General features: G+C 67.3%; 12 protein-coding genes. 6 read left to right on the forward strand and 6 right to left on the reverse strand.

What is annotated here, in order from left to right:
- Positions 1–175: 175 nt before the first annotated feature.
- From TEP_RS13275 to creB, 4 genes are all read right to left on the reverse strand, one after another.
- A complete protein-coding gene (locus TEP_RS13275) occupies positions 176–586 on the reverse strand; it encodes a hypothetical protein (RefSeq protein ID WP_132825578.1) in 411 nt (136 codons plus the stop codon).
- A 10-nt stretch (positions 587–596) separates the two neighbouring features.
- A complete protein-coding gene (creD, locus tag TEP_RS13280; RefSeq protein ID WP_132825579.1) occupies positions 597–1,910 on the reverse strand; it encodes a cell envelope integrity protein CreD in 1,314 nt (437 codons plus the stop codon).
- An 81-nt stretch (positions 1,911–1,991) separates the two neighbouring features.
- Entirely contained in the window at positions 1,992–3,452 is a 1,461-nt protein-coding gene (gene creC, locus TEP_RS13285) for a two-component system sensor histidine kinase CreC (RefSeq protein ID WP_132825580.1), read from the reverse strand.
- Between the two features lie 3 nt (positions 3,453–3,455).
- Entirely contained in the window at positions 3,456–4,181 is a 726-nt protein-coding gene (gene creB / locus TEP_RS13290; RefSeq protein ID WP_132825581.1) for a two-component system response regulator CreB, read from the reverse strand.
- 35 nt (positions 4,182–4,216) lie between these two features.
- On the opposite strand from creB, the gene rlmJ reads away from it, so the two are divergent.
- From rlmJ to TEP_RS13320, 6 genes are all read left to right on the forward strand, one after another.
- Positions 4,217–5,074: a 23S rRNA (adenine(2030)-N(6))-methyltransferase RlmJ gene (gene rlmJ, locus TEP_RS13295; protein ID WP_132825582.1), complete on the forward strand. Its 858-nt coding sequence runs from the start codon at positions 4,217–4,219 to the stop codon at positions 5,072–5,074.
- 95 nt (positions 5,075–5,169) lie between these two features.
- Positions 5,170–5,715, forward strand: coding sequence for a GNAT family N-acetyltransferase (locus TEP_RS13300; RefSeq protein ID WP_025879325.1), 546 nt, complete (start codon positions 5,170–5,172; stop codon positions 5,713–5,715).
- Between the two features lie 126 nt (positions 5,716–5,841).
- Positions 5,842–9,306, forward strand: coding sequence for a transcription-repair coupling factor (gene mfd, locus TEP_RS13305; protein ID WP_132825583.1), 3,465 nt, complete (start codon positions 5,842–5,844; stop codon positions 9,304–9,306).
- Between the two features lie 149 nt (positions 9,307–9,455).
- Positions 9,456–9,905: a hypothetical protein gene (locus TEP_RS13310; protein WP_132825584.1), complete on the forward strand. Its 450-nt coding sequence runs from the start codon at positions 9,456–9,458 to the stop codon at positions 9,903–9,905.
- Positions 9,906–10,089: 184 nt separating this feature from the next.
- Positions 10,090–10,695 (forward strand): HD domain-containing phosphohydrolase, encoded by a 606-nt coding sequence (locus TEP_RS13315; RefSeq protein WP_132825585.1) that lies wholly within the window; start codon positions 10,090–10,092, stop codon positions 10,693–10,695.
- Between the two features lie 98 nt (positions 10,696–10,793).
- A complete protein-coding gene (locus tag TEP_RS13320; RefSeq protein ID WP_132825586.1) occupies positions 10,794–11,354 on the forward strand; it encodes a hypothetical protein in 561 nt (186 codons plus the stop codon).
- Between the two features lie 81 nt (positions 11,355–11,435).
- Here TEP_RS13320 and TEP_RS13325 read toward each other — a convergent pair whose 3' ends face one another.
- Together TEP_RS13325 and gpmA are read right to left on the reverse strand one after the other, a co-directional pair.
- A complete protein-coding gene (locus tag TEP_RS13325) occupies positions 11,436–13,526 on the reverse strand; it encodes a M13 family metallopeptidase (protein WP_132825587.1) in 2,091 nt (696 codons plus the stop codon).
- Positions 13,527–13,684: 158 nt separating this feature from the next.
- Positions 13,685–14,434, reverse strand: a complete 750-nt coding sequence (gene gpmA, locus TEP_RS13330) for a 2,3-diphosphoglycerate-dependent phosphoglycerate mutase (RefSeq protein WP_132825588.1) — start codon at positions 14,432–14,434, stop codon at positions 13,685–13,687.
- Between the last annotated feature and the right edge of the window lie 29 nt (positions 14,435–14,463).

Here is a 14,463-nt window from a genome sequence, read left to right on the forward strand (position 1 = left end):
TCCGCTCGAGTCTAGCCAGCCGGGGCGCCCGGCCCCCGTCCCATCGGTCATGGGCATCGGGTAGATCCACGCCACGCGTGGATGGCGCCTTCCCACCGAAGAGCGGTGCGGACCAAGGTCCGCACCCACCGGAGGCCCCGTAGATCCACGCCACGCGTGGATGGGCCTTCCGCTGTCACCCCGTCCACCCCAGCCACAGCTGCGCGCGTTCGGGCAACAGCAGCAGCCAATGCCGCTGGTCGATGCTGCTGCAACCAAACACCGCCGCATGTTCCGGCCAGTCTGCCGGCAGCCCCTCGATGCCGATCTCCGACAACGCCGCCGCCCCGGCCTTCCATGGCCGGTAACGGGGCACCTTGCCGGCGAGCGCGCCGCGTCCGTGCCGCGCCTCCCGCAACCCGTCCAGCCCGCGCCGCTGCAATCCTTCGCAGGTGATGGCGGCCAGCTGGAAGCGGACCAGGCCGGGCGCGATCCGTGCCCCCGGCAAGGCCGCCAGTACCCCATGGGCCTGCAGCAGTGCATCCACCTCCAACAGCGCGGGAATGCCCTGTCGTGCCCGTTGCTGCAATCCTTGGCGCCAGCCCATGGCGTGCTCCTTACTTCTGTTCGGCCAGGGCGTACCAGTCAACCCGACGCGTCACCCACATCGCCAGCGCGAGGATCACGAACAGCAGCAACGAGCCCATCAGCAGTGCATTGTTTTCCGACACCAGCAACCCGTACAGCGCTCCGTACAGCACCGTCAGCATCGCGGCGAAGCCCAGGCCCCGCTTCCAGTGACCCAGCACATTGGCCAGGTACACCGCCTGCAGGCTGATGCAGGCCAGCGCGGAAACCAGGTAGGCCTGCCAGAAGGCGATGTGCTCGGACAGGCTGATCAGCAGCAGGAAAAAGATCGCCAGCGCCAGGCCGACCATCAGGTACTGCAGCGGATGGATGCGCAGCGACTTGATCAGTTCGAACAGGATGAAGCCAACGAACGTCAGCACCACGAACAGCACGCCGTACTTGGACGCGCGGTCGGCCTGGGTATAGGTATCGACCGGGTCGACCAGCGAAACCTGCACTGCCTGCGCATCCAGGTCATCGCCCTCGCGCAGTCGCTGCTGTGCGTCCGATGCCAGCGAGGACACCGCCCAGCGTGCATCGAAGCCTTGCGCATCCACACGCCGCTCGTTCGGCAGGAACGCACCGGCAAACGACGGGTGCGGCCAGCTGGACCGCAGCGCGATCTGGTTGTCATCGCCCACCGGCACCACCGACAGCGAGCGGCTGCCATCGAGCTGCAGCTCCAGTTCCACGCTGCTGGCCGCCAGGGTGCCTCCGGCGCGGGCGATGCCGGCGATCGGTGCATGCAGCCCACGGCCCAGTGCGGATGCGCCGGCCACGCCCGGCAGCAGCTTGACCTGCTTTCCATCAACCCGCAGGTTCGGCGTACCGACCAGGCCACGCGCATCGGACACGCCCAGCGCGATGTAGGCCTCGCCATAGGTCATGCCATCGTGCTCCGGGTAGTCGTCCTCGCTGAAGGTCGCCTTGAGCTGGCCATTCCAGCTGTACACCGGCACCTTGAACAGGCCGACCGAGCGCTGGCTGGGCAGCAGCTCGCCGCTGATCTGCAGGGTGGCCGGCGGCTGCAACCAGTAACCCTGGGTGGTCTGCAGCTCGGTCTTCTTGTTGCCCTGCGCATCGACCACTTCCACCTGCTCGCGCTTGGACCACGGCACCACGCGCACCGGTCCGACCACGCGCTGGGTACCGGCGCGGCTTTCGGCCACCCGCGAGTAGGCCTCTTCGCGATAGGCGCTGCGCTCGGTGATGACGCTGCGGATCAGGAACAGCGGGATCAGCAGCAGCAGGATCAGGCCGCCGACAATGGCGAACCGCAGCAGCATCTTCAGGGATTTCATCGTCCGTCCTCGTTGGAGAGGACTGCAGGATGGACGGCTGCGGTGAGCGGGGTTTGTGGCGAATTTGAAGCGGGTGTGAAGTCAGCGCCGCAGACGCTGGCCCGGTATCGCCAGCGGCAGCCACAGGCTGGCCACGGTGCCGCCGCCTTCGCGTGGCTGCAGGCTGGCGCGGCCGTCATGCAGGCGCACGACTTCCTGCACGAAGGGCAGGCCGAGGCCGGAACTGCGGCGGCCGGTGCCGGGCCGGGCCAGCGAATAGAAGCGTTCGAACACGCGCTCGCGTGCGTAATCGGGAATGCCCGCGCCACGGTCGGCAACCTGCAGGCGTACGCCCTGCCCGTCCAGCTGGGCATCCAGCTGCACCTGTGCCCCGGGTGGCGAGAACGCAACGGCGTTGTCGATCAGGTTGTGCAGTGCCTGTCGCAGCAGATAACCATCGCCCTGCACGCGCAGATCCGGCACCTGCTCGATATGCAGCTCGACACCCGCGGCCTGCGCGCGTACCTGCGCCGCCGCCGCGGCTTCCTGCAGCAGCACCGGCAAGGCGATCGGATCACGGGTCTGCAACCAGCCGTGCTGCTCGACCTCGGCCAGCGCCAGCAGCTTGTCGATGGTTTCGGTCAGCCGTTCCTGCTGGTCGACGATGCTGCGTGCGAAATGCGCGCGGTCGGCGTCGGCCATCGGCTCCTGCAGCAGTTCGGCGGCACCGCGGATCGCCGCCAACGGGCTTTTCATCTCGTGGGTCAGCGATTGCACGTACTGCTCGACGTACGCTTTGCCTTCCAGCTTGCGCCGCATGGTCTCCAGCGCCTGGCCAAGATCGCCGATCTCGTCGCTGCGCCGCTTCGGCGGCGGCACCGGTTCACCGGCGCTGACCGCACGCGCATAGCGGCTGAGCTGGCCCAGGCCGTTGGTCAGCCACATCGTCACCAGCACGCCCACCAGCGCCGACAGGCCGATCAGCCACGCACCGCGTTCGATGATGGCGCGCTGGCTGGCGGCGATGAACGGATCGATGCTGCGGTTGGGCTGGGCCAGGCTGAGCACGCCGATCAGCGTGCTGCCATCAGCCGGGTCGTACACCGGCGCGGCCACGTGCATCACCGTGTTGCTGTCATCGCCCGGCGTTTCCGGGCTGGAGCGCGCACCGTATTCGCCGCGCAGGGTGCGATAGACATCGTTCCAGCGCGAATTGTCGCGGCCCACGTCGCGGCCCAGCGAATCGTAGATCACGATGCCCTTGGCGTCGGTGATCGTCACCCGGTAGTCCAGTGCACGCTTGGGGAAGCGCCAGACCATCGCCTTCAGGTCGCGCTGCCGGGCCTTGGCCAGGTTGCGGGTGAAGGTGCCATTGCGGATTGTGCCGGCCTTGACATCGGCGGCGGCAATTTCCGCCAGCACGTTGGCCGCATCCACCAAGGTCGATTCCATCGCCTGGCGCACGCCCGGCTTCACTTCGTTGACGAACACGCGCATCACGAAGAACGCGGCGATGCCAACGATCAGGAAGAACCCCAGGAACAGTTTCAGGACCAGACGCACGCGTCAGACCTCCAGGGCGTAGCCGAGGCCGCGATGGGTGCGGATCGGCTCACCGCTGGCGCCGGCCGCACGCAGCTTGGCGCGCAGCGTCTTGACGTGGGTGTCGACGGTGCGGTCGGCGCTGTCGGCGGCGCTGTCCCAGCCACGGTCCATCAACTGGGCACGGCTGAGGATCGCGCCGGGGCGCTGCAGCAGCGCCTCCAGCAACGCATATTCGTAGCGGGTCAGGTCCAGCGCATGGCCCTGGAAGCGGATGCGGCGGCCATCGCGATCGATGGCGAAGGCACCGTGTTCCAGCCAGCCGCTCTCGACGGACGGCGCCACCGCAGCGGGCGTGGCACGCCGCAGCCGGGCACGCACCCGCGCCACCAGCTCGCGCGGCGAGAACGGCTTGGCCATGTAGTCGTCCGCCCCCAGCTCCAGGCCCAGTACGCGGTCGAGTTCGTCGTTGCGGGCGGTCAGGAAGATCACCGGCACCTGCGCCACCGGCCCCGGCAGGGCCCGCAGCCGGCGGCAGACCTCGAAACCACTGAGGTCCGGCAGGCCGACATCCAGCACCACCAGGTCGATATCGCCGGCCTGCAGCTGCTGCAGCGCCTGCCCGCCCAGCAGGCAATGGCTGGCAGCGTAGCCTTCGCTGCGCAGCGCATAGAGCACGGTTTCGGCGATGGCCGCTTCGTCTTCGACCACCAGGACATGGGTAACAGGGGCTGTCATGGCGCGCAGCATAGCCGCTGCGGCCCTTGCCCCGTACACTGCCGCCCATGAACTATCGCCACGCCTTCCACGCCGGCAACCACGCCGATGTCCTCAAGCACATCGTGCAGCTGGCCCTGATCGACAGCTTCAAGCGCAAGGACAGCCCGTTCTTCGTGCTCGACACCCACGGCGGTGCCGGCCGTTACCTGCTGGCCAGCGAAGAAAGCCGCAAGACCCTGGAAGCCGAATCCGGGGTCATGCGGCTGATGGCCCAGCCCAAGCTGCCCGAGGTGGTCGAGCGCTACCTCAAGGCGGTGCAGGCCGACAATCCAGTCGGCGCGATGATCGCCTACCCCGGCTCGCCGCTGCTCAGCGCGCAGGCCATGCGCCCGCAGGACCGCATGGCGGTGTGCGAACTGCAGGAGGATGAGGCCGCTTCGCTGAAGACCCTGTTCGCCCATGACAGCCGCGTCGGCGTGCACCCCGGTGACGGCTACGCGCTGCTGCGCTCGCTGCTGCCGCCCAAGGCCAACGGTGCCAAGATCGGCCGCGGCCTGGTCCTGATCGACCCGCCCTACGAAGCCCAGGACGCCGAGTACCAGGCGATCCTTGCCGCGCTGGCCGAGACCCTGGCGCGCTGGCCGCAGGCCACCTGTGCGGTCTGGTTCCCGATCAAGCAGCGCCGCACCATCCTGCATTTCCTGCGCAAGGCCACCGCACTGCCGGTGAAGTCGGCGATGACCATCGAGTTCCTGGTCCGCCCGGACGACTCCCCGCTGCGCCTCAACGGCAGCGGCATGCTGGTGCTCAATGCCCCCTGGCAGTTCGACCGCGTGGTCGGCCCGGCCCTGCCGGCCCTGCGCCAGCATCTGGGCGAACCCGGTGCCAGCACCCGCCTGGACTGGCTGAAGACGGCCGAATAGGGGCCTTCACGAGGCTGTACGACCGTGAGCCTTTCGTTCACGGAATGCAGCCCCGGTGATGACACAATCGATGGACCACCAAGGAATCACCCGGTATGGCCACTCGCAACCGCATGCCGCCCTGGCATGAGATCTTCAAGGCTCCCAGCGGCCACGAGCTGCTGATCCGCCCCATCCGCCCCGAAGATGGCGCGCCGCTGCAGGCCGCCTTCAGCCTGTTCGGGCCGGAAGAAATCCGCGACCGTTTCCTGCAATCGGTGACCGAGCTGTCACCGGAAACCACCCAGCGCCTGACCCATCCCAACCCGAAGACCGAGATCACCCTGGTCGCCGCCGAGTCGCTGCCGGCCGGTGAGGCCGTGGTCGGCGCGGTGGCCCGTGCCTCGATCATCCCCGGCACCCGCGAAGCCGAGTACGCGATCCTGATCAGCCGCTTCCTGATCGGCCAGGGCCTGGGCCGCCAGCTGATGCGCAAGCTGGTGAAATGGGGCCGCGGCAAGTACCTGGACCGCCTGTATGGCGATGTCGCCGCCGAGAACGAGCCGATGAAGCAGCTGGCCGCCTCGCTGGGCTTCAAGCCGGTCCCCCATCCGAACGGGGCCGAAGGCCTGGTGCGGATGGTGCTGGAACTGGACAACTGACGGCAGCGCCGGGCCCTGCCCGGCGATGTTGATCCGACCGCTGCGCTCGCCGGGCACGGCCCGGCGCTACCCCGGTCACGTAACGATCATGGGCCAGGCGGGGGCTTCTGCTAAAATCCGCGGTTCATGTCGCGTACTCAATACCCCGCCCCGCCGCTGCCACGTGCCGGCCAGCTTCGCGCCTGGTGGCGCGCCCCCGCCTCGCCCACTGCCCTGGCCTGGTATCTGGCCCAGGCAGCGCGCACGCATGACGCACCGCTGCTGGTGGTGGCCCGTGACAACCACGGTGCCAACCAGATCGAAGCGGATCTGCATACCCTGCTGGGAGGCGATCCAAGCCTGCCGGTGGTGGCGTTCCCAGACTGGGAGACGCTGCCCTACGATCGCTTCAGCCCGCACCCGGACATCATTTCGCAGCGCCTGTCGGCCCTGCATCGCCTGCCCACGCTGAAGCGCGGCCTGGTGGTGGTGCCGGTGCAGACCCTGCTGCAGCAGCTGGCTCCCCGCAGCTATGTCATCGGCGGCAGCTTCAATCTTGAAGTCGGCCAGCGCCTGGACCTGGAAGCGGAGAAGCGTCGCCTGGAAAGCGCCGGCTACCGCAACGTGCCGCAGGTGATGGACCCGGGTGATTTCGCCGTGCGTGGCGGCCTGCTTGACGTCTACCCGATGGGCGCCGACGAGCCGCTGCGGGTGGAACTGCTGGACGAGGACATCGATTCAATCCGCGCGTTCGATCCGGAAAGCCAGCGCTCGCTGGACAAGGTCGAAGCGGTGCACATGCTGCCCGGCCGCGAAGTACCGATGGACGACGCCAGCATCGCCCGGGTGCTGGCGACCCTGCGCGAGCGCTTCGACGTCGATACCCGGCGCAGTTCGCTGTACCAGGACCTGAAATCGGGCCTGGCCCCGGCCGGCATCGAGTACTACCTGCCGCTGTTCTTCGAGCGCACCGCCACCCTGTTCGACTACCTGCCTGCCGGCAGCCTGCCGGTGGTCTGCGTCGGTGCCACTGAAGCGGCAGAGACGTTCTGGACGCAGACCGGCGAGCGCTACGAGCAACGCCGCCATGACGTTGAACGACCGCTGCTGCCACCGTCGGCGCTGTACCTGTCGCCGGACCTGCTGCGCGAACGTCTGAACGACGCACCGCGCATCGAGGTATGGGCTGCCGATCACGCGCGCATCGCCGAGGCGCATGCGCTGGGCGACCGGCCGCTGCCGCCGCTGCCGGTGGCCGCGCGCGAGGCACCGGCCGGTGATGCGCTGAAATCCTTCCTTGGTCATTACCCTGGCCGCGTGCTGATCGCCGCCGATTCGCCCGGCCGTCGCGAGGCCCTGCTGGAAGTGCTGCAGGCTGCCGCGCTGAAGCCGCCGGTGGTGGCCGACCTGCTGTCCTTCCTGGCCAGCGACGAACGCTTCGCCATTGCCGTAGCGCCGCTGGAAGACGGCTTCGCCCTGGATGCGCCGCACATTGCGGTGCTGACCGAGCGCCAGCTGTTCCCCGAGCGCGCCGGCAGCACCCGCCGCACGCGCCGCGCCGGACGAGAGCCGGAAGCAATCATCCGCGATCTGGGCGAGCTGACCGAAGGCGCGCCGATCGTGCACGAGGACCATGGCGTCGGCCGCTACCGCGGACTGATCGCGATGGACGTCGGCGGCATGCCCGGCGAGTTCCTCGAAATCGAGTACGCCAAGGGCGACCGCCTGTACGTGCCGGTCGCACAGCTGCACCTGATCAGCCGCTATTCCGGCGCCTCCGCCGAAACCGCGCCGCTGCATTCACTGGGTGGCGAGCAGTGGAGCAAGGCCAAGCGCAAGGCCGCCGAGAAGGTGCGCGATGTGGCCGCAGAATTGCTGGAGATCCAGGCCCGCCGCCAGGCGCGTGCCGGACTGGCACTGCAGGTGGACCGCGCGATGTACGAGCCGTTCGCCGCCGGTTTCCCGTTCGAGGAAACCCCAGACCAGCTGGCCGCCATCGACGCCACCCTGCGTGACCTGGCCAGCAGCCAGCCGATGGACCGCGTAGTCTGCGGCGACGTGGGCTTCGGCAAGACCGAAGTCGCCGTGCGCGCTGCGTTCGCTGCGGCCAGTGCCGGCAAGCAGGTGGCAGTGCTGGTACCGACCACGCTGCTGGCCGAACAGCATTACCGCAATTTCCGCGACCGCTTCGCCGACTATCCGATGAAGGTCGAAGTATTGTCGCGCTTCAAGAGCACCAAGGAGATCAAGGCCGAGCTGGAAAAGGTCGCCGCCGGCACCATCGACGTCATCGTCGGTACTCATCGCCTGCTGCAGCCGGACGTGAAGTTCAAGGACCTGGGCATGGTCGTCGTCGACGAGGAGCAGCGCTTCGGCGTGCGCCAGAAGGAGGCGCTGAAGGCGCTGCGCGCCAACGTGCACCTGCTGACCCTGACCGCCACGCCGATCCCGCGCACGCTGAACATGGCCATGGCCGGCCTGCGCGACCTGTCGATCATCGCCACCCCGCCGCCGAACCGGCTGGCGGTGCAGACCTTCATCACCCAGTGGGACAACGCGCTGCTGCGCGAAGCGTTCCAGCGCGAACTGGCACGCGGTGGCCAGCTGTATTTCCTGCACAACGACGTGGAGAGCATCGGCCGCATGCAGCGCGAGCTGTCCGAGCTGGTGCCCGAAGCGCGCATCGGCATCGCCCATGGGCAGATGCCCGAGCGCGAGCTGGAAAAGGTGATGCTGGACTTCCAGAAGCAGCGCTTCAACGTGCTGCTGTCGACCACGATCATCGAATCGGGCATCGACATCCCCAACGCCAACACCATCATCATCAACCGTGCCGACCGCTTCGGCCTGGCCCAGCTGCACCAGCTGCGTGGCCGCGTCGGTCGTTCGCATCACCGCGCCTACGCCTATCTGGTCGTGCCCGACCGTCGTTCGATCACGCCGGATGCGGAAAAGCGCCTGGAAGCGATCGCCTCGATGGACGAACTGGGCGCCGGCTTCACCCTGGCCACGCACGATCTGGAAATCCGCGGCGCCGGCGAACTGCTCGGCGAGGACCAGAGCGGGCAGATGGCCGAAGTGGGCTTCAGCCTGTACACCGAGCTGCTGGAACGCGCAGTGCGCAGCATCCGTCAGGGCAAACTGCCCGACCTGGATGCCGGTGAAGAAGTGCGCGGCGCCGAGGTCGAGCTGCACGTGCCGGCGCTGATTCCGGACGACTACCTGCCGGACGTGCACACCCGCCTGACGCTGTACAAGCGCATTTCCAGCGCGCGCGACAACGATGCGCTGCGCGAGCTGCAGGTGGAGATGATCGACCGCTTCGGCCTGCTGCCGGATGCGGCCAAGAACCTGTTCGCCATCGCCGAACTGAAGCTGCAGGCCAATACGCTGGGCATCCGCAAGCTGGACCTGGGCGAGAACGGCGGCCGCATCGTGTTCGAATCCAAGCCGAACATCGACCCGATGGCGGTGATCCAGCTGATCCAGAAACAACCGAACCTCTATGCCATGGACGGCCCGGACAAGCTGCGCGTCAAGCATCCGCTGCCGCTGCCCGAGGACCGCTTCAATGCCGCGCGGGCACTGCTGTTGACCCTGGCCCTGCGCTGATCGATCTGCAGGGTGCCGGTCCGCCGCGGGCGGCAGGCCGGCACCCTTTCCGTTTCCTGCGCCCGCGACAAGGAGTGTTGCCGTGAATCGTTTCGCCCCCCCTTCTGCTCGCCACCAGCCTGGGCCTGCTGGCGGCCTGCCACAGCGGCATGAGCAACCGCGATTACCTGCATGAGAATGTCGCCAGCTGGAACGGCACGGTCAGCATGGTCGAGCAATGGACCAACGGCCCGAACGGCCAGTCCTTCCATGCCTCGCTGCAGGACGGCAAGAGCATGCAGCAGCATCGCTTCGGCCTGAAGAACGCGCACAAGGAAATCGCCGACCGGCTGGTCTTCGTCCAACAGTTCACTCATGGCAAGGACGCCGATGCACTGCACCAGAACCTGCTCGATTCCTTGAAGAGCACCGAACACATGTTCGCCGTGATGGAACAGCTTGCCGCCCTGCCCGATGGCTACAGCGAAGAACAGGTCACCCCGCTGCTGCAGACGCTGGATGAGGCCGTGACCAGAATGGGCGAAGACATGCAGACCCTGAGCGACGCGCAGGACGCCTTCGCCAAAGCCCATCGCATCCACCTGCAGACCAGCGGCTGATCCGCGCAGCCCCGGTCGCCGATGCGGCCGGGGCCAAAATACTGCATGCGACTGAACGCACAGCCCCGCGCGGGGCCATCGATGCCCCCCGCGTGACACCGATGCGGGTACCCTATGCGCCGCCCCGGCCCGCTCTCGCGGGCCTTTCCGTTTTCTGCGCAGCTTCGCCGCGCCTCCAGTTCCGATGCCCCAGCCCAGACCTCCCGACCTCCTGCACGCGCAGGCCTGCCTGATCGACGCCCTGTCGATGTCGCTGCAGATGCGTGATGCCTATACCCGCCACCACTGTGACCGCGTGGGCCTTCTTGCGCAGCACCTTGCCCTGCACTGCGACCTGGATGAGGACGCCTGTGCGCAGGTCGGCCTGGCCGCGCGCTTCCACGACATCGGCAAGATCGGCATCCCCGACGAGGTACTGCTGAGCCCGCGCCGGCACGGCGACGAAGAGCGCGCGATCATGCGCGAGCACCCGGTGCGCGGCGAGCACATTTTCCTGGCCACCGGCCGCAGTGATGCCGCGCCGGTCGCGCGACTGATCCGTGCCCATCATGAAGCGTTCGATGGCAGCGGCTATCCCGATGGCCTGCACGGCGAGGCCATTCCGCTCGGCGCCCGCATCGTCACCATTGCCGATGCCTACGATGCAATGACCAGCGTGCGCCCTTACCGCGCGGCGATGGAGCACGAGACGGTGCTGCGCATCCTCGATGAGCAGGCCGGTGGCCTGGTCGATCCCTACGTGCTGCAGCGTTTCCACGGCATGCTCAGGAACGAGCCGGCGCTGGCCTGAGCCTTCACCGGCTGGACGGCGCCTCGCTTGCGCAGCCGCGGCGATCCCCGCAAGCTGAGGATCGCCGCAGACGGCCCTGCTTACGAGGAGCATCACCCATGAAAGGAAACACCCGTATCGCCGCACCGCTGGGCCCGTTGCTGTTGGCCCTGGCGCCATTCGCGCAGGCCCAGCCGGATGGCACCGCGCCAGCCGCCGCATGCCTGTCGCGCAACCAGGTCACCGCTGGCACCTCACCTGCCACCCTGATGAATGCCCTGCCCCGCTGCGTGCAGGATGGACGCATGCAGGACGCCATCGATCTCTACAACATCGCCAGCGTGTTCGCCCATTTCGATCGCCAGCGCGTCGCAGACGAGACGGGACACGGTGCCTACAACGCGCTCAAGGCGATGGCCGGTTCGGCCATGGGCGAGGACAATCTCGGCCGCTTCGACAGCGCATTGAAGGCGCAGCTGAGCCCCGACAAGGCACCAGCCTACGTCGCTGGCATCTGCACCGTCAGCAAGCGCATGGGGCCGCCCTCGTACACCCCGACCTACATGCTGGCCCATGGCATGTCCAATTTCACCGGCAAGGGCGGTGGCCTGGTGCCAGGCTTCGACCCGGCCAGCGCATGGCAGGCCACATTGTCTCAGTACCTGAAATGCCCGGGCTGATCTGCTGCCTGTTTCAGCCGACTGCAACGAGAAGGCCCGGCATTCGCCGGGCCTTCTGCTTCACGCGTTAGCGGCGACCGCTTACCAGATCACCACGCGCTTGTCGTCCGCACGGACCATCGCATCACCGGCCTTGCACTGGAACGCGGCGGCATAGGACGGCATGTTCGACGGCGCGCCGTTGGCACGGAAATTCGCCGGTGCATGCGGATCGGTGTTCAGGCGCACGCGCAGCTCACCGTCGGTGAAGTTGCGACGCCACACGGTGGCCCAGTTCATGAAGAAGCGCTGGTCCTGGCTGTGACCGTCCACCTCGACGTTCGCCTTCGGGTTCTCCTTCAGCGCCATCTGCAGGGCATCGTAGGCCACGGTCAGGCCACCCAGATCACCAATGTTCTCGCCCAGGGTCAGCTTGCCCTTCACGAACACACCCGGCACCGATTCATAGCCGTCGAACTGCGCGACCAGCTGGTCGGTGCGTTCGGTGAAGGCCTTGCGGTCGCTGTCGGTCCACCAGTTGTCGAAGTTGCCGTTGGCGGCGAACTGGCTGCCCGAGTCGTCGTAGCCGTGCATCATCTCGTGGCCGATGACCGCACCGATGCCACCGTAGTTCAGCGCCGGATCGGCCTTGGCATCGAAGAACGGTGCCTGCAGGATCGCCGCCGGGAACACGATCTCGTTCTTGGTGGCGTTGTAGTAGGCATTGACGGTCTGCGGAGTCATGCCCCACTCGGTCTTGTCCACCGGCTTGCCGATCTTGTCCAGCATGTAGCGGTAGTTGAACGCGCGCGCTGCCTGCATGTTGCCCAGGTAGCTGTCACCGTTGGTCTGCAGGCCCGTCCACTCACGCCACTTGTCCGGGTAGCCGATCTTCGGGGTGAAGCTGGCCCACTTTTCCAGTGCCTTCTTCCTGGTTTCCTCGCCCATCCACGGCAGCTGCTCCAGGCGCGCCTTCAGCGCCACCGACAGGTTCTGCACCAGGTGCTGCATGGCCTCCTTCGATTCGGCCGGGAACACCGCGTCCACGTACAGCTGGCCGAGGGCTTCGCCCATGCCACCGTTGACCGACTCCAGCACGCGCTTCCAGCGCGGCTGCATTTCCTGCTGGCCGCGCAGGGTCTTGCCGTAGAACTCGAAGTTGGCCTTCTCGAACTGGCTGCTCAGGTACGGCGAGGCGTCGTCGATGGTGTGGAAGCGCAGGTAGGACTGCCAGGTGGCGGCCGGTACGTCGGCCAGCATCTTGTCCATTTCGCTGAAGAAGCCCGGCTGGGCCAGCGAGAACTTCTGCGCAGCCGGCACCTTCAGGGTGTCAAACAGCGCGGTCCAGCTGAAGTTCGGGGTCAGCTTGTCCGCGTCGGCGGCGCTGAGCGGGTTGTAGCGCTTGGCCGGGTCACGCATTTCGATGCGCGACATCGAAGCCTTGGCCAGGCGGGTCTCGAACGCCATCACCGCCTTGGCCTGTTCGGCAGCCTGCGCCGCGTCCACGCCGGACAGGGTCAGCACCTGCGCGATGTAGGCCACGTAGGCGTCGCGGATCTTGGCCTGCGCGTCGTCGAAGTAATAGCCCTTCTCCGGCAGGCCCAGGCCGCCCTGGCCGACGTAGGCAATGACGTTGGCCGAATCCTTGTAATCGGCATTGGCGAACAGCGAGAACAGCACGCCCTGGCCCTGCGCCTGGCTGTCGCGCAGGTACTGGGTGATGGCGGCGGTGTCGTTGAGCGCAGTGATCTTGTCCAGCGTCGGCTGCAGCGGCGCCAGGCCGGCGGTCTCGATCTTCGCTTCGTCGTTGCCGGTCTTCCAGATGTCACCGATCTTGGCTTCCACCGAGCCGGCCTTGGCCTGGCTGGCCGCGGCCTGCTGCACCAGCGCGTGCTGCACTTCCAGCGAGCGCTCGCGCAGGATCTCGAAGCTGCCCCAGGTGGTCTGGTCGCCCGGCACCGGGTTGGCCTTCAGCCACTTGCTGTTGACGAAGCCATTGAGGTCGGTACAGGCCGAAATGGCCGGATCGAGGTCGGCGCTGTTGAGGCTGATCAGCGCGGTCTTGATCTGCGACTGGTCGAACGCCGGCTTGGCGGCGTCGGCAGCGGGCGCGGTCTCGTTCTTGCCACAGGCGGCGAGCGAAGCGGCGATGGCGATGGTCAGGCCCAGCGGGACCAGATTGCGGACGTTCATGGCATGTCTCCAACGGCGAATCGTCCAGCGTAGCCGCTGCGGCGATGGTGGGGACCGGCCAAAGGTCACAGGGGGAAACGCCCGTGGTCGCAACCGGTCAGGTGCGGACCGTTGGTCCGCACCTACCCAGCAGGGGAATACCCACCAACGGTGGGTATCTACCGCGCCTTGCCCTGGTTGGCCACGGCTTCGGCGGCCTTGCGTGCCGCTTCAGGATCACCCAGGTAACGGAACGACTTCACGGTGAGGTCGTCGTTCAACTCGAACAGCAGCGGAATGCCGGTCGGGATGTTCAGCTCGAGGATTTCCTCGCGCGAGACGTTGTTGAGGTACTTGTACAGCGCGCGCAGCGAGTTGCCGTGGGCGGTGACCAGCACGGTCTTGCCCTCCTTCAACTGCGGCGCGATGGCGTCGTGCCAGTACGGCAGCACGCGGTCGAGCGTCGTGGCCAGCGATTCGGTGCCCGGCAGCGCGTTGCGATCCAGCCCGGCATAGCGGCGGTCGTGGATCGGGTGGCCCGGATCTTCCAGGTCCATCGCCGGCGGCGGGATGTCGTACGAACGGCGCCACACCTTGACCTGGTCTTCGCCGTGCTTGGCGGCGGTCTCGGCCTTGTCCAGGCCCTGCAGGCCGCCGTAGTGGCGCTCGTTGAGGCGCCAGGACTTGTTCACCGGCAGCCAGTCCTGCTCCAGCTCGGCCAGCGCCCCCTGCAGGGTGTGGATGGCGCGCTTGAGCACGGAGGTGTGGGCGACGTCGAACTGCAGGCCTTCCTCGCGCATCAGGCGGCCGGCGGCAGCCGCTTCCCGGCGCCCCTGCTCGGTCAGGTCGACATCGACCCAGCCGGTGAAGCGGTTGTCCAGGTTCCACTGGCTCTGGCCATGGCGCAACAGTACGAGTTTACGGGTCACTGCAGGGTCTCCAACGCGAGGAAAGGCAG

It is taken from the genome of Stenotrophomonas sp. TEPEL (assembly GCF_004348785.1).
In the GTDB taxonomy this organism is placed as follows: domain Bacteria; phylum Pseudomonadota; class Gammaproteobacteria; order Xanthomonadales; family Xanthomonadaceae; genus Stenotrophomonas; species Stenotrophomonas indicatrix.

Excerpts from the sequence above, each read along its gene's own strand:
- rlmJ (WP_132825582.1), top strand. The coding sequence starts at position 4,217 with ATGAACTATCGCCACGCCTTCCACGCCGGCAACCACGCCGATGTCCTC.
- creD (WP_132825579.1), bottom strand. The coding sequence starts at position 1,910 with ATGAAATCCCTGAAGATGCTGCTGCGGTTCGCCATTGTCGGCGGCCTG.
- TEP_RS13275 (WP_132825578.1), bottom strand. The coding sequence starts at position 586 with ATGGGCTGGCGCCAAGGATTGCAGCAACGGGCACGACAGGGCATTCCC.
- mfd (WP_132825583.1), top strand. The coding sequence starts at position 5,842 with ATGTCGCGTACTCAATACCCCGCCCCGCCGCTGCCACGTGCCGGCCAG.
- creB (WP_132825581.1), bottom strand. The coding sequence starts at position 4,181 with ATGCTGCGCGCCATGACAGCCCCTGTTACCCATGTCCTGGTGGTCGAA.
- TEP_RS13300 (WP_025879325.1), top strand. The coding sequence starts at position 5,170 with ATGGCCACTCGCAACCGCATGCCGCCCTGGCATGAGATCTTCAAGGCT.
- TEP_RS13310 (WP_132825584.1), top strand. The coding sequence starts at position 9,456 with ATGAGCAACCGCGATTACCTGCATGAGAATGTCGCCAGCTGGAACGGC.
- TEP_RS13325 (WP_132825587.1), bottom strand. The coding sequence starts at position 13,526 with ATGAACGTCCGCAATCTGGTCCCGCTGGGCCTGACCATCGCCATCGCC.
- TEP_RS13315 (WP_132825585.1), top strand. The coding sequence starts at position 10,090 with ATGCCCCAGCCCAGACCTCCCGACCTCCTGCACGCGCAGGCCTGCCTG.
- TEP_RS13320 (WP_132825586.1), top strand. The coding sequence starts at position 10,794 with ATGAAAGGAAACACCCGTATCGCCGCACCGCTGGGCCCGTTGCTGTTG.